The sequence below is a fragment of the Chryseobacterium sp. WG14 genome (assembly GCF_024586945.1).
Lineage (GTDB): Bacteria > Bacteroidota > Bacteroidia > Flavobacteriales > Weeksellaceae > Chryseobacterium.
Genome location: NZ_JALCZD010000006.1, coordinates 82,423 through 104,102, shown reverse-complemented (window position 1 = coordinate 104,102; position 21,680 = coordinate 82,423). Strand labels below are relative to the sequence as shown.

24 protein-coding genes and 1 riboswitch are annotated in these 21,680 nt (G+C 35.0%); of the genes, 22 read left to right on the top strand and 2 right to left on the bottom strand.

Going from position 1 to position 21,680, the window contains the following annotated elements; genetic code table 11:
- Position 1: 1 nt before the first annotated feature.
- The 20 genes from MP478_RS12175 to ribB all read left to right on the top strand — a co-directional run bounded on the left by MP478_RS12175 (position 2) and on the right by ribB (position 16,751).
- Positions 2-661, top strand: a complete 660-nt coding sequence (locus MP478_RS12175; protein ID WP_257200596.1) for a DUF2461 domain-containing protein — start codon at positions 2-4, stop codon at positions 659-661.
- A gap of 105 nt (positions 662-766) precedes the next feature.
- Positions 767-2,020: a serine hydrolase gene (locus MP478_RS12170; RefSeq protein ID WP_257200595.1), complete on the top strand. Its 1,254-nt coding sequence runs from the start codon at positions 767-769 to the stop codon at positions 2,018-2,020.
- 36 nt (positions 2,021-2,056) lie between these two features.
- Positions 2,057-2,401, top strand: coding sequence for a hypothetical protein (locus MP478_RS12165; protein WP_257200594.1), 345 nt, complete (start codon positions 2,057-2,059; stop codon positions 2,399-2,401).
- Positions 2,402-2,448: 47 nt separating this feature from the next.
- Complete coding sequence (locus MP478_RS12160) at positions 2,449-2,595, top strand: hypothetical protein (RefSeq protein WP_257200593.1); 147 nt, start codon at positions 2,449-2,451, stop codon at positions 2,593-2,595.
- 44 nt (positions 2,596-2,639) lie between these two features.
- On the top strand, positions 2,640-3,593 hold the full coding sequence (locus MP478_RS12155) for a hypothetical protein (protein WP_257200592.1): 954 nt from the start codon (positions 2,640-2,642) through the stop codon (positions 3,591-3,593).
- 115 nt (positions 3,594-3,708) lie between these two features.
- Positions 3,709-5,766, top strand: a complete 2,058-nt coding sequence (locus MP478_RS12150; protein ID WP_257189806.1) for a M48 family metalloprotease — start codon at positions 3,709-3,711, stop codon at positions 5,764-5,766.
- 39 nt (positions 5,767-5,805) lie between these two features.
- Positions 5,806-6,360, top strand: a complete 555-nt coding sequence (locus MP478_RS12145) for a hypothetical protein (protein ID WP_257200591.1) — start codon at positions 5,806-5,808, stop codon at positions 6,358-6,360.
- A gap of 126 nt (positions 6,361-6,486) precedes the next feature.
- Positions 6,487-6,876, top strand: a complete 390-nt coding sequence (locus tag MP478_RS12140; protein WP_257200590.1) for a VOC family protein — start codon at positions 6,487-6,489, stop codon at positions 6,874-6,876.
- A gap of 1 nt (position 6,877) precedes the next feature.
- Entirely contained in the window at positions 6,878-7,423 is a 546-nt protein-coding gene (locus MP478_RS12135; protein ID WP_257200589.1) for a dihydrofolate reductase family protein, read from the top strand.
- Positions 7,420-7,812 (top strand): hypothetical protein, encoded by a 393-nt coding sequence (locus MP478_RS12130; protein WP_257189809.1) that lies wholly within the window; start codon positions 7,420-7,422, stop codon positions 7,810-7,812. The genes MP478_RS12135 and MP478_RS12130 overlap by 4 nt, the downstream gene beginning before the upstream one ends.
- Positions 7,813-7,883: 71 nt before the next feature.
- Positions 7,884-8,498: a hypothetical protein gene (locus MP478_RS12125; protein ID WP_257189810.1), complete on the top strand. Its 615-nt coding sequence runs from the start codon at positions 7,884-7,886 to the stop codon at positions 8,496-8,498.
- 247 nt (positions 8,499-8,745) lie between these two features.
- On the top strand, positions 8,746-9,249 hold the full coding sequence (locus tag MP478_RS12120; RefSeq protein WP_257200588.1) for a DinB family protein: 504 nt from the start codon (positions 8,746-8,748) through the stop codon (positions 9,247-9,249).
- 582 nt (positions 9,250-9,831) lie between these two features.
- Positions 9,832-10,671, top strand: a complete 840-nt coding sequence (locus MP478_RS12115) for a hypothetical protein (RefSeq protein ID WP_257200587.1) — start codon at positions 9,832-9,834, stop codon at positions 10,669-10,671.
- Positions 10,672-10,828: 157 nt separating this feature from the next.
- Entirely contained in the window at positions 10,829-11,614 is a 786-nt protein-coding gene (locus MP478_RS12110; RefSeq protein WP_257200586.1) for a hypothetical protein, read from the top strand.
- A 13-nt stretch (positions 11,615-11,627) separates the two neighbouring features.
- Positions 11,628-12,368, top strand: coding sequence for a hypothetical protein (locus MP478_RS12105; protein WP_257200585.1), 741 nt, complete (start codon positions 11,628-11,630; stop codon positions 12,366-12,368).
- Positions 12,369-12,476: 108 nt separating this feature from the next.
- Positions 12,477-13,721: a hypothetical protein gene (locus MP478_RS12100; RefSeq protein WP_257200584.1), complete on the top strand. Its 1,245-nt coding sequence runs from the start codon at positions 12,477-12,479 to the stop codon at positions 13,719-13,721.
- Between the two features lie 71 nt (positions 13,722-13,792).
- Entirely contained in the window at positions 13,793-14,572 is a 780-nt protein-coding gene (locus MP478_RS12095; RefSeq protein ID WP_257200583.1) for an alpha/beta fold hydrolase, read from the top strand.
- A 12-nt stretch (positions 14,573-14,584) separates the two neighbouring features.
- Complete coding sequence (locus MP478_RS12090) at positions 14,585-14,935, top strand: DUF2200 domain-containing protein (protein ID WP_257200582.1); 351 nt, start codon at positions 14,585-14,587, stop codon at positions 14,933-14,935.
- A 12-nt stretch (positions 14,936-14,947) separates the two neighbouring features.
- Complete coding sequence (locus MP478_RS12085) at positions 14,948-15,706, top strand: SMI1/KNR4 family protein (protein WP_257200581.1); 759 nt, start codon at positions 14,948-14,950, stop codon at positions 15,704-15,706.
- A gap of 179 nt (positions 15,707-15,885) precedes the next feature.
- A riboswitch (FMN riboswitch) is annotated at positions 15,886-16,011 on the top strand.
- A 92-nt stretch (positions 16,012-16,103) separates the two neighbouring features.
- Complete coding sequence (ribB, locus tag MP478_RS12080) at positions 16,104-16,751, top strand: 3,4-dihydroxy-2-butanone-4-phosphate synthase (RefSeq protein ID WP_257200580.1); 648 nt, start codon at positions 16,104-16,106, stop codon at positions 16,749-16,751.
- 75 nt (positions 16,752-16,826) lie between these two features.
- Here the strand turns inward: ribB and MP478_RS12075 are convergent, their stop codons facing one another.
- A complete protein-coding gene (locus tag MP478_RS12075; protein ID WP_257200579.1) occupies positions 16,827-18,911 on the bottom strand; it encodes an outer membrane beta-barrel protein in 2,085 nt (694 codons plus the stop codon).
- 186 nt (positions 18,912-19,097) lie between these two features.
- Between MP478_RS12075 and MP478_RS12070 the strand changes: the two genes are divergently transcribed.
- Both MP478_RS12070 and MP478_RS12065 read left to right on the top strand, forming a co-directional pair.
- Positions 19,098-19,847: a DUF3575 domain-containing protein gene (locus MP478_RS12070; RefSeq protein WP_257189821.1), complete on the top strand. Its 750-nt coding sequence runs from the start codon at positions 19,098-19,100 to the stop codon at positions 19,845-19,847.
- A 109-nt stretch (positions 19,848-19,956) separates the two neighbouring features.
- Positions 19,957-21,249 carry an MFS transporter gene (locus MP478_RS12065; protein WP_257200578.1) on the top strand — a complete coding sequence of 431 codons (1,293 nt, stop codon included), beginning with the start codon at positions 19,957-19,959 and terminating at the stop codon, positions 21,247-21,249.
- Positions 21,250-21,305: 56 nt separating this feature from the next.
- Here the strand turns inward: MP478_RS12065 and MP478_RS12060 are convergent, their stop codons facing one another.
- A complete protein-coding gene (locus MP478_RS12060) occupies positions 21,306-21,521 on the bottom strand; it encodes a hypothetical protein (RefSeq protein WP_209801178.1) in 216 nt (71 codons plus the stop codon).
- Positions 21,522-21,680: the final 159 nt, after the last annotated feature.

Below are 21,680 nucleotides of genomic sequence, written 5' to 3'. Positions count from 1 at the left end.
CATGAAAAAAGCATTTGAATTCCTCAGCCATTTAAAAGAAAATAACAACAGGGAATGGTTTGCCCAACACAAGCCTGAATATGATTTGATTGTGAAAGAAAACAAAGATTTTTTTAATCAGATCTATACTGAACTTCAGGAATATGATAATCCGAAAGGAATTCATATTTTCAGAATTTACAGGGATGTTCGTTTTTCTAAAGATCAGACGCCGTACAAAACCAATTTCGGAGTGGGATATTCCCGTTCAAAACCGATGTTAAGAGGTGGATATTATATTCAGCTGGAACCCGGCAACAGTTTTGTAGGAGGCGGATTCTGGGGACCTGAAACCAAAGACTTACTTCGTCTCCGTAAAGAATTTGAAATCAGTACTACAGAAATCGAAAAGATTACTTCTGACGAAACCTTTGTAAAATATTTCGGAGAGCTCAAAGGTGATTCCGTAAAAACGGCTCCGAGAGGTTTTGATAAAAATCATCCGGCTATAGATTTAATCAGAAAAAAGCAATTCGTAGTCATGCGAAAATTCACCGATAAAGAGGTTTTATCCGATAATTTTCAAAAGGAAGTTGTATTAACTTTACTGGCGATGCGTCCCTTTTTTGATTATATGAGTGAAGTACTGACAACAGACCTCAATGGAGAGCCTTTATTTTAACTCTGAATCAGCTATAATTTTCAGCTACACTATCTCTAAAATACAAATAAAACTCTGAAAATGTAATAATTAGACCACTGAAATTGTTTTTATATAAAAGCCAGTATGAAAAACCTAAACTACAATCTTCTTTTTGTTTTGCTGATTATTTTCTGCCAGGCACAGAAAAAACAGTCACCGGAATTCAAAAGAACCCAAAAAGAATTAACGGATAAACTCGCAAAGATCAGTAAGAATACAAGCTTCAATGGATTTGGAGTGGCGCTGGTGAATGATCGTGATATATTGTATCAAAACGGATTTGGTATTGCCACTTTAAAACCTTTTCAAAAATATGATGAAAACACCGTTCAAAATATAGCCTCGGTTACAAAAACATTAAATGGTATTGCAGTCCTTAAAGCTCAGGAATTGGGAAAATTAAAACTGGATGATCCCGTTAATCAATATCTTCCATTTAAAGTGACCAATCCCTATCATCCGCAAATCCCGGTAACGATCCGGCAATTGACCACCCACACCTCTTCTATCAATGACAATAGCGCCTATTTAAATAATAATGTTGTTTTAAAAGATACTGTCGATCTCGCCAACCATCTACATATTGACATCTCTCCTACCCACTTCAATCCACCTTCTGCAAAAATTTCCATTGAAGAGTTTTTAACTCATGTGCTCAGCGAAAAAGGAAAATGGTATGCTAAAGATGTATTCACCGAAAATAAGCCCGGTGAGATCTTTAATTATTCCAATATTGGAACCACCCTGGCAGCACTGGTTCTGGAAAAGGCAACAGGAATGTCCTATGACACATTTACCGCGAAATATATTCTTGGGCCCTTACAAATGAATCATTCCGGCTGGAAATTTAATGCTGTCAATTTTTCAAAGTATACGCAGACATTTATCAATAAACAAACACCCTACCCCTATTATTCACTCAACACTTATCCTGACGGAGGATTGCTGACCACTTCCAGTGATATGAGCAAATACCTTCTGGAACTGATGAAAGGATATTTTGGAAATGGAAGCATTCTTTCCAAAGAAAGTTATAAAGAATATTTTACGCCACAGCTGAAAGCCGAAAACTTCAAGGACAGAAGCAACAGTGAATACAGCGACGAATACAATATGGGCATCACAATGGGCTTTGGCTCTACCGGAAACTTTGGACACACCGGCGGCGATCCGGGAATGAATTCCGTGATATGGTTTTTTAAAGATCAAAAGATGGGCAGATATTTAATCGTCAATACAGATTGGGATCAAAAAGTTTCGGGAAAAGACCAGAAAGCTATTTATGACCTGCTGGATGAATATTTTATAAAACTGGATGCACTGAGCAGGTTACATTAACATTTATACGTAGATTTGGGTAATAACCAATATGATATGAAAGCTCAGGACATTGAATTATTACTGAAAGAAAGAGTTACGGGATTAGAATTAAAAAAAACAGCATTTGAGAGTCTTACTTATATATTTTTAAACAATGCTGCCGATAAGAATTTTTTATGTGGCTTCGAACAACAGGAAATTAAAACAATGTTTGACGGATACCAATATCTTATTGACAGGCGTTTCGGTAGCTCTATTATTAGAACAAGAATAGGGTTGTATATTGAAAACGAAATTTATCTTGACAATTTAGAACCCATTGGTTATTACGAACTGGAAACAGATTTGGATGGTGAAGTATTAGACGACTGGTTTGTTATTGAAAAAGAAAAACATTGAAATAGTGTGAATGCTACGATGAAACAAACAACACTAAAACATACTGTATGGACAAAAATGAAAAAGAGCGAAGAAAACAAATCCTAAATGAGCTGAGACAAAAGCAGCAGGAAAAATTTGAAGTTACAGATTATCTGGTGGTAATCAATACCGACGAAAATGGACTACTAGATGATATAGCAATGGAAAGCTAACCTAAAAAACTAAGATATTTTTATTAAAAAAAAATAAAACACTAATGTCAAATGCTGAAAAGGTAATTAACGAAATCGATACATTTTTAGAAAAGTCGATGCTCAAAACCTCTACAATCACCGGAGAAGAATTCATCAGTTTTATAGAGGAAAAATGGGAAGAAGCTGATGATAAAAAATATGATATTTATCAGGCTTACATTATAAGCAGCCGGATGATCAACGAATACATCCGGGAAAAAGATTTTGAAAATATGATGAGGTGGCTGGAGATTTCAGACCGCCATTCCGCTGCTCAGAAAGATGCTTCTTATATCCGGAATTATTATACCGGAGAATGCTGCCTGGAATGTGGCAATGAAGAAAAAGCCCTGGAGTATTTCAATTTATGTTATGCTGAAAATCAGGATTATATTTTTTCAAGGGCCCCTTTTTGCTATGAATTTTTCAATAAACATCTTGATGAGCCAAGAGACTTGCCTGATCATGCAGAAAGTGATGATGACTATCTCGATCTTAGTATCGAACTGAAGTATTGGCAGACTTTCTTCGATCAGGAAGATCCTGAATTTTATTATGAACTCCTGGATGAGGAAGATGAATATATGGACGAGCCAACCCAGGAACAGCAAAACGGATTAGAATATTTACAAGAAAACCAGGAAATCATCCTAGAAAAAATATTGACTGATCTTTTAAAACAGTACCCTGATTTACAAAAAAATTACAACTATTCTGAAGAAGATAAAACTGATTTCATGCCTGATTTAAAAGATATACAAGGTTTTGCCAGTCTTTTATCACCCACTTATTTTTATATTACCTCAATAGTTAGAGATCACTACCCATACATCGGTTTAGGCTTTTCGTGTTCCTGGGACAGCGAACATGGGTTGGGAGTTATGATTCATAAAGACCGGATTATAGAAATAGGAAGCGCAGCCACGGCATTTGACAGCTGGGCAGCGGAAAAGGACGTAAACAGTATCAACAGCTAGTTTTCTTACCTGGAGAATAGGAAATGATAGGAAAGCTCAGAAACCACTCTAATTTTTTGAAGTGGTTTTTTGTTTTGTTAACTTTATGAATGTATTATTGTAAAAAATTATTGCCATGTACATTCAGGTTTCTGAAGATTTCAAAAAGAAGAGTAAATCCGCTATTCTTGCGATTAGCATTTTCGTTCTTGTATATATCCTTATGTTTCTTTTTACCATTATTTTGGCTGTAGCCTGTATTGGTGGAGGGATCTTACTTATCATCACCAAACCCATGTTCTTAACCCTCATGTTGGGAGTAGGAGCTGCAGGAACAGGCGTTTGTGTTTTCTTTTTTATCATCAAATTTTTATTCAAGAAACATATCAACGACAGAAGTTATCTTACAGAAATTACAAGAACACAGGAACCTGAGCTTTTTAAAATGATTGATGAAATTGTAAAAGAAGCTGAAACGGATTTCCCTAAAAAAGTATATCTATCCTATGATGTAAATGCCAGTGTTTTTTATGATTCAAGTTTTTGGAGTATGTTTCTTCCAATAAAAAAAAATCTGACCATAGGCGTTGGATTAATCAACACCTCTACTAAACAGGAATTAAAAGCTGTTCTTGCCCATGAGTTCGGACATTTTTCGCAGCGTTCTATGAAGGTGGGAAGCTATGTGTATAACGTGAACCAGATTATTTTTAATCTTGTTAATGATGATCAATCCTACCGGAACTCTATAGAAAGCTGGGCAAGTATGAGTGGTTATTTTTCCATTTTTGCAGCGATTTCCCTTTTTATAACCAATAAAATACAATGGGTTCTTTCGAAAATGTATTCTTTTGTCAATATCCGTCATATGGCGCTTTCCCGAGAAATGGAGTTTCATGCCGATGAAGTGGCTGCCCATATTGCAGGTTCCGTTTCATTGGAAGAATCTCTTCTCAGAATAGAACTGGCAAGCAACTCCTATAACAATGTGATTAGTTTTTACGATGCCAAGGTTTCCAAAAATCAGGCGAGCAAAAACATTTATAAAGAACAGTCTTTTGTGATGAATTTTCTGGCCACACAAAATGAACTGGAAATGAAACATGATCTTCCTAATGTAAAACTTTCAGAATCTGGCCTTTTTAACAAGTCTAAATTGATGATTGAGAACCAATGGGCATCGCACCCTTCTCATGAAGAGCGTATCGCAAGACTTCGAAATCTTAATATTATAAAGGATACCGACAACGGACACGCCAAAAACTTATTCCAGGATTTTGAAAAAACTGAAGAAAAACTTACTGCAAAGCTCTTTTCAAGGGTTAAATACCAAAAAGAAAGAACTGAACTGGAACTGAACGTTTTTAAAACAGAATTTGAGGAACAATACAACAGGGATTCTTTCGACAAAATTTTCAACAGTTATTACGATAACAAAAACCCTGATTTTACCATTCAGGAAAACACTACCACAAAAGATCTTCTTTTTGATGATCTTTTCAGCAAAGAAAAAGTAGAATTAGTCTATACCCTGATCGCTCTTGAAAGTGATAAAAAAACAATTGAAGCTATTGTCAATAAAGAATTGGTTTTAAAAACATTTGATTACGACGGAAAGAAGTATACTGCTCAGGAAGCTAAAAAACTGATTCCTGAAATTGACCATTCTATTTCTGAAATACAAAAACAAATTCAGCAGAATGATTCCGACATTTATCACTATTTCTTTTCCTCCTCAAATGATTCCGGTAAAAAAGCTGAATTTATAAATGCTTATCAGCTTCTTTCAGCATATGACAACAGCTATGAGGAAAAATTAAAGGTTTATACAGATATTGCTCAGGCAGCAGCCTTTATGAGCACGAAAACGATGCCTGAGCAGATCAAACGAAATTTCCTGAATCTAAAACCATTGGAGGATACATTAAAAAATGAAATCAGGCCTTATTTAGAAAATACTGCTATCTCATTTTATCTGGAAGAACAGGAAATAAAAGATCTGCACTACTATATTGACAACAATTTAATGTACTTCAACAATGACCATTATATTGATACCAATCTGCAGCTTCTGATGAGAGCCATTAATGTCTACCCTTACCTTCTCAACAGGAAGTATTTCCTTATGAAAAAAGACCTTTTGCATACAATGAAAGAATTGGAAAATTCTGGTTATACGGAGAAGGTGAATTGATATTTTAACTTTATAACGTAACTTTTTTAATTATCCGGCATGGAAGTATTGATTCATTTTCTTTTTGAGATCGTAAAAATTGTAATACTCAGTGTCGTATACTCCTTAGTACTGTTTATTGTTATTAAAATGTTCAGTAAAAAGCAGACCAAAGATTTTAAACTATGGTTAAAGATGAATCTTTTGATTTATATTCTTTTATTCATTTTTATGTTTACCCATTGGGGAAATCATGGGTTTGGAGATAGTGCCCGTATTCCGTTAAAAAAGGGGTTAGCTCTGGAAAATATTGACTGGGTCCCAGTCGCATCCATAGAAGATATACAAACGGAAAACCAATCACCACTTGAAACGACAGAGTTTCTAATTGTTAGTGATAAACTTTTAGGGAACCTACAAAGTAATTTCTATGATTATTCAAACCAATATTTTATCCTTGATTTAAAAAGTGAAGAATTAATAGAATTTGAAAATGAAACAAAATTCGATGTTTATCTTTATAAAAATAAATTACCTGATCGTAGCAGTCTTTTAGGTTTTGAAAAAAATTACAACCAATATTGGAGTGGTTGGCGGTTTTGGCTCCTTCCATAAATTCAAAGGATTACTACTTGTCCCAATTTATCTTCATTGCCTCATTTTGTGAATTTTTTTATTAATTTAGATCTCTGAATTAATAACGTTCCTCGTTAAAAAACATACTAGAATACGATCTTAACAATGAACACAAAGCTGGATACCATCCTATTTTATGTAAAAAACATTGAAGTGATGAAAAACTTTTATGTTGAAAACTTTAATGTGAAAGTCATTGAAGAAGATCCTGTTTGGGTACTCCTGGATGCAGGAGGTGTAAACCTGGCATTTCATAAAATCGGAGATCAGTATCTTGAAAAAATAGATGAAGGATATCTATATGACAACAATACCAAAATAGTTTTTACAGTTGACCTTGATATAGAATCTGCCAGGAATGAACTTCTTTCAAAAAATGTTCAGATGAGAAAAATCAAAACATTTGAAAACTATGATTTTTGGTTATGTGACGGAACAGATCCTGAAGGGAATGTATTTCAGTTAAAAAGTAAAAAAATAAAATCCCCATTTTAAAATGAAACAAGTAGTATTAGATTTAGCCATCACTTTAGACGGGTTTATTGAAGGCCCCAACGGAGAAACCAACTGGTGTATTATGGATGATGACATGGATTTTGACGGTTTTCTCTCAAGTATTGACACTATTTTTTATGGAAGAGTAAGCTATGATGCCTGGGGAAATTATCACCCGGAAGAAAATGCTACTCCGGAAGAGCAAAAACTTTGGGAAGCTGTTCACTCAAAAAATAAATTTGTGTTTTCAAGCCAACACAGAGAAGATAAAAATGCAACCTTTATCAATGCTGACATTAAAGAACAGGTTTCAGAAATCAAAAAACAAGGTGGAAAAAATATCTGGTTATATGGAGGGGCAAATCTCATTACAACTTTTATCCAGGACAACCTGATCGATGTTTACAGAATTTCTGTCCATCCAATTGCTTTAGGTAGTGGAAAGCCTCTGTTTAAGGATTTAAAAGAGCGACTCAATTTAAAATTAATAAAAACCAATGTTTTTAAATCCGGAGTGGTACAGCTTATTTATACTCCTCACTCATGAAAAAAATAATTATTATTAGCTGTATAATTCTGGCTGCCGTTTTCTTTAATTATCCTGTTTTTGACAGCGAAGGAATATCTTATATCATTATTCTTTGCTGTTTCGTTGTGATTACTTTTTCTACAGCAAAGATTTATAATCCTGATAAGGAAGACTATCAATCTGTTGAAAAAGAAATGGATTGCTTACTTCAATATGGTGGAACTTTTAATCAAGATGATTCTATGAAAATTAACCTTGGAAATTGTGATAAAAAATGCCAAGAAATTTACTACCCACAGCCTTATTTTAAAATTAAAAGTGGTTTTGTATACCCTAAAAAAGCTTTTGAAATTAATGATATATTAGCCTATCGGTTAATAACTTCTACTTGGAAATCTATAGAGTAAAAGAGGTTAAAAAATAATTTATTAATGATCGATTAATTAACTTAGATTATCATCTTGTAACTGATCTATTTATGAAAAACAACCCAATCATATTGAAGATTTTTATTATTATTCTTTTGCTTGTGAATCGAGATTTCAATGCACAAAATTTATCTACTGAGATGTTTACCAATCAAAACAGTATTGACTCTCATTTTGTTGCTGATCAAAAGATTAAAAAATTATTTCCTAAAAATGAAAAAAAATTGATTCAGCTCATTATTAAAACAGACAATGATTCCATTCATTCTATTTATATAAAAAACAACCAAAATAAAAACATACAACTAATTCCTCAAGACAATAGTTTATACCTTATCCAGGAAGCTTTAACCAAAGATAAACAATGGCAACCCATCGAATTTTGGGGATATTCTACCTGTGGTAATAGCTATGATAAAACAATGTTATTTTTTCCTCAACAAATAATAAGGCTGTCTTCTCGGAGATATTCCGGAGAGTTTCAAACTCGGATTCGTTTTAAACTTTTACTAGATAAACAGGTTTACTATTCTAATTCTGTACGGTCTGCAATTAGTCCTGAAAAATTTAAAAAATCAAAATGGTTTAACGAAATAAAGGAAATGTATGGAAAATATAATACTCAGGATATAGAAAACAAATTGTTTCTAAATACTTCTCTGTGAATAATAGACTGTAGTTTTTTTTCGTTGAAAATAACAGCTAAAAGAATAAGAGCAGAAATCCAAATTCACAGCGATGTTCAAAACTATAAAAGCCTTTTCCTTTTTTAACAGATAGTATTTTTCATATTATCTTTTTTATTAATTTGGGAGTATTTTAATTGTATATATGATTGAAAATCATGGATGTACTTTGATAGGCACTTTGGCCCATAAAATTGAATATAAACCAACCAAAATATAAACTATTATGAGCTTAAAAACATTAGTCACCAAAAGCGTTCAGTACAACACCTGGGTATTCAACAAATATCTTGACTGGTTATCCACAAAATCCGATGAACAGCTTAACCAGGAAACCATTTCAAGTTTTCCGACCATCCTGAAAACATTACACCATATCTGGCAGACCCAGGAATACTGGTGGAGTTATATTTCTGAAAATAATGACTTTGATTTTGCACAGACGGCAGCTACAGATAGTAAAGAAGAGGTTTTTAACGCCTTAAGAAACAACTCACAAAAGCTTGTGGATTATGTAGAAAACTTATCTGAAGAGGATCTGGAAAAAAATATAAAAGTTGAATCCCAATGGTTCCAATGTGATTTTACAAAATATGAATATATTCAACATATTATTATCCATGGAACTTTTCACCGTGGGCAGATTGTAACAATGGGAAGAAATATAGGAATAACGGACGCCCCAATGACAGATTTTAATTTCTGGAATATTTATAAAGATCAAAAATAATTTCTCTACAGTCTCCAAAACATCACAACAAACCTATGAGGTTTCAGCTCCAACTACGATACCTGCAAAATATATTTATCTTACACTAAGCTTTTCCGCAAGATTAAAATCGTATTTTTCTAAACACATCAATTGCTGTGAATAAAATGTGGATAACTTTTTTATCACCTAAAATCCAGCCTACAAAAAATGTTCTAAAATCCAGGCAGTGAGATCCTTTATTGACGTATATATTTTAAACATTGTAGATAACTTATCCACAATCGCTTCATGGATTCTATTAAAAATAAGATCCCTTCAATACCATTACACATATAAAATATTTTTATTCATAATTATTTATTATTGTTTTTTGTAAATTGCAATAACAAAAAAAATCACCAAATAAAGAAATATAATAATAAAATAAAATTTATACTGCAAAAAAGTTCAAAAACCTAATATCAGTTTTTCGTACTTACGGATTTCTTATCAAAATTGTAAAACTGAATGATAATAACTTCGTTCACATCCCCTTATCAAACACAAAAAGATTCTATAAACAAATGAAAATAAATTTAATAACCCAACACTTTTATTCCCATGAAAACAACCGACATTCAAGAAAACATTATCCCCTACATAGGGGAGACAGCTCCTTACATTTCTATTCCTGAAAACATCATTGTTAATAACCATAGAATAGAAACAGAAATAACAGACTGCAATTTCAAAAATGAAAATTTTTCCAATTTATTAAAAATACTGGCATCTTTGGGAAGCTGCAGTCTATACCAACTTTTAAATAACACCTCAAAAGAAAAAATTTATTTTTTAGGCGAAAAACTGAGGATTAGAAAATTATCTTATAAGACTGCCCTTGATACGGTATCAGTTGTCTGTGAGAGCTTCCTTGAATCCAATAGAAAAGGTAAATCTCACTTAAATGTAAAAGACACCCATTCAGGAGAAATCGTATACTCTTTCGAATTGGATTATTATATCATAGCAGAGGATACATTCAAACTTTTTTATAAAGATTATTTCAATAACACTCCTGTAGAATATCATGATGAGAAGCTTCCGGAATGCCAGATCATCCGCACAGAAGACAAGCATCAGTTCACGATCTCAATAATGCCTTTTACTCCCAATCAATGTAAGGGCCATTTTGAAAATTATCCTATTGTACCCTTTGTATTTGTTGCGAACTGCGTATTAAAAGAGATATTCAATTTCCTGGAAAATAAAGACTCCTACGAGATAGACAGTTTGGAAGGCTACGCTTCTAAGGCTATGCCAACAGGAAAAGGATTTATGATCGAAGTTTTCCATCAAAAGTTTTTAAAAGATCTTATTTATTTCAAATGCGAAATAAAGGATACCTCAGGAAATTCATACGCCGTCATTATTATCAATATAAAATCAAAGAATAAAAATTAAATCCAAAAAAAAATAAACACTGCATTAATGTGGTGTTTATTTTTTGGCAGTACCTATAACAAGATATTAATGACCCTTAAGCAGATTTGAATCGGGTTAAAAAAAATAACAGACAGGAATTTTTGTACCTTACTACAGAAAACCAATCCAGTTAGTAATGAAAAATCATCTCTTTATTTTGTTCATTCTTTTTTATATTCCGTGTTTGTCACAGGATAAAATAACATTATCCCACGCTTCCCAACATGAAAATTTTATTGAGATCGGTATAGAAATAGATAAACCAACCGGTAAATTTGACCTCATAGATCTGGATACAATGATGGTTACAGACCATAAAAAGAACATACTGAAAGAAAGTAAAGAATATCCTTTAAATTATAATTACAACAATGGAACAAATAAAATAAAACATTATTACATTCCTGATAAAAAGTTCAAAGCAATAGACATATCCGGAATCCTTAATTATTTTACGCCATCAGAAGCAAACAACTCATACTTTAATTTAGGTCCTCTTAAAAATATAGTCCGAAACACGAATCTGATTGATAAAAAAATAACAGAAAAAAGTCCATCCCTTTATTTTAGCATCCTGGATTCCACAGCCATCAACAAGGTTTTTCCTGATTTCCAATATAGATTGGATGATGATAAAGATTATGCAAAAATAGACTTCGAAAGCTTTGATATTATGTATGCGTACAGGTATAACAATAAGCAAAAACTCATATATTTCATCAACGACGATATGGACCCCGGGTACAATACCTTAACCTTACATGATAAAAAAACAGGCATTATTTATAAACTGGTTAAATTAAAGCGTGACATGTCTTCTTCCGAGAAAGATCAAACCAATGTGGAGCTCATGATAGAAAATGAACAGTCCATCAGGAGAATCCCTTTTGAATTGAAAGATATAATAGTGAATAAAAATTAAATAAACGATGAATATGATAAAGTCTCCAGTATTGCTATTCTGCAGCTATTTTCTATTGTACTCTTGTTCCGGTCCGGCACCTGCGTCAAAAATCACAGCTATTTCTGAGGTAAAGGCGGAAATTGAAATTTATCAAAGCTTAACAGATAAAAATGATAATATCGTTACTGTAATTTTATATGATAAAAAAAATAAAGAGATAGGCAACGAGTCTATCAACATTTGGGTCAATCAAAAGGCAACAGATTACCAAATCATGCAAAACTTATATTATACCAAAAAACACTATTACCGAATTGAACATATACAGCCTGAAAACGGGCAGTATGATCTTCAGATACAATTGGCCAATGGCAAGAAGTTCTTTCTCGGAAATGCTACCGCACTTACCACGAGTAGTCCCAACAATATTATCTATAACAAGGAAGCTTCTCTGAACCAGGACTTTTCTATACAGTGGTCCAATCTGTATGATGTAAATAGACTCTGCATTTCAAAAAGTGTTGAAATAGAAAACAAGGAGAATACTAACATTCATTCTTTTATAGAAGGACCTACAGACACTATAAGGATTAATGCTGATGGAGATTATCAGATAGCATGGGAAAAATTATTATTTAACCCTAAAGAAAAACTCAGTACCATGAGCTTTACATTTATTGCACAGAAAAAGGGTACACTTAATCCCCTGTTGCTAAAAGGAAGCAGTATAAAAATCTGGGGTGAACATCAAAAACGAACCTCTTTCAAATAAAAATATTTATATTTACTTACCGTAAGATCATCTGTTGTTTTCTGATTCACCTTTACATCTCCTACAGATGATCAATCAGAATAGCAAAATCATAAAATATACTTTTCAATGTACAATACTACGATCCAAAAAGAATGGTTCTCAGAAGGAGAACGCTATGCTAAAGAAATTAATGAAATGGTTGAGTTTGGCGAAAAAAACGGCTGGGAAAACTGGAAAGGTGATGAACCGGAGGATAAAAGAGCCCATTTAGCCCCGGAAGTATTTGAATTACTTACAATAGCCAATCAAAATGGCGAAACAGAGCTATTCAGAGCACAGTTTCCACCGGCCCACACTCCAATTATTCCATTAATGAAAGAAAAATCTCAAAGTATTGAGCAGTTACATTTCATTAGTGGTCAGAAAATTGTTTTCCTTACCGGTACCTCATATGAAAAAAGACAGGCTTATGTACTTGATCATGATAACATCACAATGCTGGATGAATCTATTCATGCCATTGGAAAATCTAAACAGGGAAATATTTTTGCCATAGCCACTCCCGGAAAAATATCTGTTTATAAAGATTGGAACGGAGAAATCATCAATGAGTTTACGCTCAGTGAAACCGAAGATTCCGGAATTACAGAGATGATACCCTTCAATGATGGAAGTAAAGTTCTTATCGTTTCTTCAAACGGAATCCATCTGATATCCAAAGAAGACAAAAAACTTATTCACCCAGTCAATGAAGACAATGATGAAGACTGGACTTCGCAAATTGACATGGAGAACGCAGCTTTATCTCATGACAATACTTATATTGCTGTGGGCGATCAGGGCTATGATCACAGAATATTAGATGCGGAAGGAAATACGTTAGGATCTATCGGGCCACAATCTTCCTATCCTCATTTTTGTCTGTTTGCAAAAGATGACAGCCAACTGATTACCAATTCCTGTCACTTCTATAATGGCATCACCATCGGAATCAATTCAGATCAGTATGTAGGAGCAGATATCGAGGCATACACAGAAAGTGATGATTTCACTTTCATTGATGAAGAGATGAGAATCTATGCAGGAGTGGCTATGAATGACCATTATATTCTTGGTGATGCCTATGGCTATATCAAAGCATTTGACAAAAACGGAAACCAGCTTTGGAGGTATTTCCTGGGATCAACAATTTCCGGAATGACTATTTCAGACAATGAGGAAACACTTTGGGTAGCTGCCCATTCCGGGATTTTACATAAGCTAAGACTTAATAAAGGTCAGAGAGACACCCATACCATAGGTAACGGAAAACATTATGAAGAATTCAGGTTACTGATCTGGAAAGATGAACCACAGATCTGGAAATGGTAAGTTTTAGATCCAGATCCTATGACATCTAAAGCTTTATTTAACATAAACTACAAACCATTACAACTACTTATATGGAAAAATACGCAGTCTCAGCAGACGGACAAAAAATTTATTATAAAGAATCCGGAAGCGGAAAAATATCAGTCATCTTTGTACATGGCTGGTTGGGAAATGCTCAATGGTGGGAAAGCCAACAGATCTATTTTAAAGATCAATACCATATTGTGCAGCTTGATTTAGCCGGCCATGGGAAATCTGATGCATCAAGACAGGATTGGACAAGCGAGCAATATGCTAATGATATTAAAGCTGTTGCAGATGAAATTCATTCCTCAGATATCATTCTTGTGGGGCACTCTATGTCCGGAGCCTACGTGCTTGAAGCAGCATTAAAAATTCCACAGGTGAAGGCTCTTGTTTTAATTGATACCCTAAAAGATCTTGATGAATCTTTTACAGAAGAACAGGTTGAGCAATTTCTGTTTACCCATTACCGTAATGATTTTAAAAATGCTGTGGAAAATATTCTTCCTCAATATTTATTTACAGAAAAAACACCTGTTGAAGTAAAAGAAAGACTTTCCTATGAATTCCTTCAAAATGAAGCGGAAACAGCAGTTAATTTACTCAAACCATTATACAAAACAGATTTTAAAATAATTGCAGAACAGATTCAGATACCGGTGGTTGCCATTAACTCTGATGCCTCTCCCACCCATCTTGAAAACAACCGCAAATATCTGAAAGATTATGATTATGTGACTATTTCAGAAGTTGGCCACTACCCTATGCTGGAAAAACCTGATGAGTTTAATGCTCTACTTGGTGAAGTAATTAAAAAATTGATCTAAACTACAGAACCCATGCAAAACACCCGGATATTTACCACATCTGTTGCGAGTGTTTATCCACACTACATTCAAAAAGCAGAAAAAAAAGGCCGTACAAAATCAGAAGTCGATGAAATTATCTGCTGGCTGACCGGCTATGACGAACAGGCACTTCAGGAGCACCTGGATCAAAAAACTGATTTTAAAACATTTTTTGAAAAGGCTCCTCAGATCCATCCTAATGTTTCTCTGATCAAAGGGGTCATTTGTGGATACCGGGTAGAGGAAATTGAAGATGAACTGATGAGAAATATCAGATATATGGACAAACTCATCGATGAATTGGCAAAAGGAAAGAAAATGGAGAAAATATTGAGACAATAATATGTTACGTAGATGATATTGGAAGAAATAACGGAAAAACTCATTCTTTTATCCGAAGCAAAACTTAGTGCTGAAGAATGGATACATTGGTTCGCGCAACATAAAGAAAATGTGGAAAAAATATGTGGCAGAAGGGCTTTCCTTGGTATGAAACCTAAGGATAGTTTCAGCGGCACCAGAAATCTATATATTGGACAGCTGGCCGCTTTTGACTGGCTGCAGTCACAAAAAATAAGCCCTAATTTATCTGATCTTTATAAAAAAGGCTGGGAAAAAGAATTCAATGACTTTTGTAAAGCAGAAAAAGAAAGAGAACGCCAGCTTCAAAAAACAGTGGAAAATCAGTTTGGGTATTTAAAAAACATCTATCCAAGATTCCTTAAACAACTTACAAAATCCTACAGTACTTCTGATCATATTGAAAAAGGAGCATCCCAGGAGCGCATTCAAAACAAAGAAAAAGAACTTTCAATACAGTTCCCGGAGGACCTGATTTTATTTTATCAGAATATATCAAGGCTTGAACTTGAGGGGCTAACCATTGATTTTGAAGAACTCGACACTGAAATTATTCAAAGCAAAATCTATCTGGTCTTAGGAGAATTTTGGATCTATGGAGATGGAGATCCGTTGTTATATCATTGGGAAAGTCAGAAAGTTTATATTCTCGCTCATGGGCATCAGCCTCCAAAGCCGATCAAAATAGCAAATTCTGTATCTGATCTCGTTGAAAAAAAATTAGTTTCTTATCTAAAAGAATATGAAAATTAAGAAAAGAGAACTTCAGAAATCAATAAGGAGCATCCTCACAGATGCATTTAATTGATTGATAAAAGTATCGGAAATTTCTTCTCCAATTCAAAAAACTTCCCGAAATTAGCGGTCTATGCGTTAAATACTATTCAATGAAATAAAAATTTAAATTAAAACATACAGCAAAACTTAGTATAAGTTTTCTTCGGGGCAGGGTGCAATTCCCTACCGGCGGTTACAGTCCGCGACTCCTTTCTTTTGAAGGGACTGATTTGGTGAAATTCCAAAACCGACAGTTAGAGTCTGGATGGGAGAAGAAAATGAGATGATCAGTAAGATTCCTTATGGGCTCTTATTGTGTCGTATTTCATTTCCATGTACCGAAGACTATTTTAACTTTTAAAAGTAAAATAACATGGAAAAATTATTAGAACAATTCGGAGCTACCTCCAAAGAACGTGTAGAAAAAGCACTTCAAACATTACAACAGGGAAAAGGTATTCTTTTAGTAGATGATGAAAACCGTGAAAATGAAGGCGATATCATCTATCCCGCGTCCACCATTACAGAAAAAGACATGGCGCTTCTGATCCGCGAATGCAGCGGTATTGTCTGTCTGTGTATCTCTGAGGAAAAAAGTAAACACCTCAACTTACGTCCCATGGTGGAAAACAACAATTCAAAAAATCAAACGGCATTCACCATTACCATTGAAGCCAAAGATGGTGTTGAATCCGGTGTTTCAGCCAGAGACCGTGTCACCACTATCAGGACAGCTGTTGCTGCCAATGCTCAGGCTGACCATATTGCCAGCCCGGGACATGTATTTCCTTTAATCGCCAAAAAAGGCGGAGTATTTGAAAGACGGGGCCATACGGAAGGCAGTGTAGATCTTGTAAAAATGGCTAATCTTGGGGATGATGCGGTCCTTTGTGAACTAACCAATGAAGACGGCTCTATGGCAAGACTCCCCGAAATTGTGGATTTTGCCACCAAAAAAGGGATGACCGTCGTAACCATTGAAGATATTTATGCTTACCGCAAAATGATCATCAGCAATTAAAATAAAATATATTTAACGCACAGAAACAGCCGGCTGATTGTATCAGGCGGCTGTTTTTTATAGAGTCAATAGTATTTAAAAAGTAGCAGCCGGAGCTGTCTCATTATTAAGTTTTCTTTGAAGCTCAGTTTTCTTTCCTGTTGAGAAATCATAGCTCAGTCCCAAAACAAACATCGATTTGTTATTCATAATCTGTGTATGAACTCTGTAATCCACAAGGCTTTCCTGAAGACTTTTCGTTTTGTATTCCGAAGGCATTCCCATCCAGTACATTCCTGTAGAAAAGGTCCAGTTCTTATGTTTATAGCTTACAAAAATATTATTCTGATTTTCATTGGTATTGAGGAAAGCTCCGCTCAGACTGTACACCGGAATATTGAACTGATATTGAAGTGAAAAAGCTTTATATTCAGAAGACAGCACAAAATAATTCCCTAAATAATTATTTTTAATCAAAGCTCCCGCATTTGTTTTTACCGTTTCAGAAGTAGGCGTTATCACCGCTTTTATGACAAGCAGGCTGTTGCCAAAAGGCTTATAAGATCCTGTCAGCTGTACGCCGTACCTCTGGCCGTTTTTTCCGTTCTCATAAGTCAGTGCATACCCATCTAATGCTGCATCATGAACATAATATTGGTTAATCACCCTATCCGTATACCGGTAAAATAAAACAGCATTAAAATCAAAATGCTTATTATTAAAAGAATACGTTAATGTATTCGAAAAAACCTGCTGTGATTGTAAAAAAGGATTTCCCCTTTGTACAATATTCGGAGCCAGCTGTACCACATTGCTGCTCAACGCATTACTCCACGGACTTACCGGGCTGTAGCTCCCTGTAAAACGGAAGCTTTGATTGTTTTTCAGCTGATATCCTAAAATCACTTTGGGAGTAAAGGTCCATTCATCAAAAGTATTTTCAGCACTTTTATTGTGAATATTGGTAATTCCGGCGCCAAGGCGGTAAGTAAACTTTTCAATTTTCCCGGAAAACTCGGTATAAAAATACTGTTCAAGATAAGTAACACTATACTGAGAATAGCCGGCAAGATTATTAAGGTCATTGGAGATGGAAGATCTTGAAATACGATACCCTGATGAAAGCTTTCCTGCTGCAAAATCATGAGTATGGGCAAGTTCCCCTACAATACTTGTCTGCTTGGCTTTCAGTGTCATATCATTGTCATATACCGAAAGCCCGGAACCTATGATCCATTCTTTTGCCGTTTCCGAGGTATTGGTTGTATAATGAGATCCTACCACATTAATACTCAACTCATCCTTTTCCCCTATTTTCTTTGAATAATATAAATCCAGTTTAGGAATCACATAATCTGAGCCGTTATTTTTAAACATCGCATGTTCTTCATGAGCTTGATCTTCAGTAAAGATACTTTGCCCTACCCCTTTTGAAAACCTGCTGAAAATATCCATGTTTAGCTTTGCCTGAAAAGCATAATTGTCAGGAACCAGCCTGGTGTAACGCAATGCTACATTCTGAAAAGTATATCCAAAATGATCCGTTCTGTTTTCATCCGAACGGTAATGCTTTCCATTCAGCTGATAATCATAAATACTGTTTACTCTTCTGTCATCGTAATCCCTTAAATTCAGGGAATATTCAAGTCCGAAATTATTTTTCCCTTTGGTATAATTGGCATAGGCAGCACCATTCACAAATCCTGTATTAAAGGCTGAAGATACATCAGCTCCAAAAACATATCCCGTTTCCGTAGATCTTGTCAGAATATTAACAACAGTATCTGCTCTTGTTGCCCATCTTGCTGGTGGGATATCATAATACTCCACTTTTACCACCTCACTGGGGGCTACACTGCGGATCTGTAAATCCGTAGCTTCAATGCCATTGATAAGAAATAATACAGTACCTCCTTTTGTACTCGTAATTGTATTGGCTACAGGATCAAGCTGCAGCTCCGGGAGCGTACGCAGCAGATCTTTTGCATACCGTGCTTTTTCCAGGGCTTCTTTGTCAAAAGTATAGACTGCTTTATCTGCAAACTGTCTTTTACGTTGTGCCTTTACAATAACTTCCTGAATCTCTTCGGTCTTCGCTCCCTTAACAGTATCATTCACCTTCTCCTGCGAAAACATAAAAGCCCCACAAAGTACAAACACGGTATATATAGTTTTTTTCATATCAGAAATGCAATAATACAGATAAGACAGCACAAGTATTACATTTATTACATTTATCTTCTGTATCAGAACCAATAATTAACTAAATCATTGCAATCTGTTATCTTTTTTCTAATAATCGATATTATTATGTTAAATTCAGCCCGTTTTTTGCTGGTATTATCTTACACCACAAAATATAAGATCATGAAAAAAGCAGGTATACTTATCCTTGGTCTGGCGTTTTTAGAAGCCGCAGCTCAGGATCAAAACAGTTCGGCAGAAAAAATGAATATGATCAAAACGAATGTTACAGCTTATGCATTCAGAAATATTAACCTGTCCTATGAAAGAGCCATTAACCGGTGGTTCTCAGTAAACATTGGATTTGGAACCATGCCGGAAGGAAAAATTCCTTTTATCAATGCTTTTCTGAAAGATGTAGACGAAAAAAGATTTCAAAACCTTAGAGTAAAAGCTACCAACTTTACAATAGAACCCCGATTTTATGTTGGACAGGGATATGGAAAAGGATTTTATATTGCTCCCTATTACCGGTACTCTGATGTTTCCTCCAATACCTTTGATTTTTATTACGATTATCATGGTCCTGATGGAAATACATATCAGATTCCGCTTAAGGGCCAGGGAAAAACCAATGGAAACAGTGGCGGCCTCATGGTTGGAGTACAGTTTTTCCTTACAAAAAGTCAAAACCTGGTACTCGATTTTTGGATTGCAGGAGCTCACTATGGAAACGGAAAAGGTGACTTCTCCATGTCCAGCGACTTTCTATTGACTCCCGATATGCAGGCACAACTAAAAAAAGAAATAGAAAAACTGGATATCCCGATCGTAGATTATACCGTGGAAACCAATGCCAATGGTGCTATGATAAAAGTAGACGGCCCATGGGCAGGTTTTAGAAGCGGACTTTCTTTAGGATACCGGTTTTAAAAAAACAACAAAAAGTATACAAACCGTTCTTTTTTTCAAGACCATTTAATTTTTCCTGAAAGTTGTATATTGCTCACATTATTACGGGATTTTTGGGAAAATAAAAAATATGAATACATCACAAATTACCACCGGCCAAAGGATCAAGGCCATTGTGGGCGGCTCCGTCGGAAATCTTGTAGAATGGTACGATTGGTATGCTTATGCAGCATTTGCCATCTATTTTTCGCATTCATTCTTTCCGGATTCCGATCTCAATGCACAGTTAATGAATACAGCAGGGATATTCGCTGTCGGTTTTCTTATGCGACCGATCGGAGGATGGCTGTTTGGAAGTATAGCCGATAAAATAGGAAGAAAAAAAGCAATGACACTTTCTGTATTGCTGATGTCTTTTGGGTCACTGCTTATTGCCCTTACCCCCACCTATAAATCCATAGGAATCCTAGCTCCTTTATTACTGCTTTTGGCAAGACTGCTCCAGGGATTAAGTGTGGGAGGTGAATATGGAGTTTCCGCTACCTACCTCAGCGAAATGGCAACTCAGGACAGAAGAGGGTTTTACTCAAGTTTCCAGTATGTAACATTAATCGGAGGACAGCTTATTGCCCTGGGAATCCAGCTTATCCTGCAAAAGTTATTGCTTACAGAAGCACAGCTGGAAAACTGGGGTTGGAGAATTCCCTTTGTGATTGGAGCTTTACTTTCCGTTATTGCATTATACCTGAGGGCTAATCTCCATGAAACGGAAGCTTTTGAAAACAAAAAAGAGGTCAGTGACAAGAAAAAAGGCAGTGTGGGAGAGCTTTTGAAGCATCCTCAAGCGCTTCTTACCGTAGTAGGACTTACCTTGGGAGGAACCCTGGCTTTCTACACCTATACCACTTATATGCAGAAATTCTTGGTGAATACGGTTCACCTTACCAAAGAAGAATCTACCTTAGTCTCATTTATATCATTATTCATATTCGCCTGTCTACAGCCTGTATTTGGGGCCTTATCAGATAAAATTGGAAGACGTCCTCTTCTTTTGGGTTTTGGTATTTTAGGAACTTTATGTACGGTTCCTCTTCTTACAGCACTGAGTACCACCACTTCCATATGGGGAGCATTTTTTCTGATTATGGCAGCATTAATTATTGTAAGTGGTTATACTTCTATCAACGCTGTGGTAAAAGCTGAGCTTTTTCCTTCCGAAATCCGGGCTTTAGGAGTAGGTCTTCCGTATGCGCTTACAGTAGCTATTTTCGGAGGAACAGCAGAGTATATTGCTCTTTGGTTTAAAAAAATAGGGAGTGAAGAGTTTTTTTATTGGTATATCACAGCATGTATTTTTTTCTCTCTCATCGTCTATGCGAGGATGAAGGATACTAAAAAAAATTCAACACTGGATAAAGATTAACAGAATCAACATAAAGAAACCGGCGCCTCAGAAAATCTGAGGCGCCGGTTATATTTTTAATGGTAAGCTTGTTTGAATTTTTCTATCATACTGTCCAGATTGTGTCGCTGGACATACACACTTTTCACCTCTTCATATCTTGGCGATTTGTAGAAAACTTCATGGAAATCCATACTTCCGTTTCCTACTTTTACTACTTTCTGAACTTCAATATTAAGTTTTTTCAGTTCGTCTCTAAAGACTTTAAATTCATCTTGGATACTACTACTCATTTATATGTTTTGGGTTTTAATTAAAAATTCCAGTTTTACGTGATACCCCTACGACATTCAAGGCATCGTCTTAAATATTTAATAAATTTAGTAATTTTTATCAATATAAACACCTTCATGTCATTATTTTTTTATTTTATTCAACAAAAACGCAAAAGA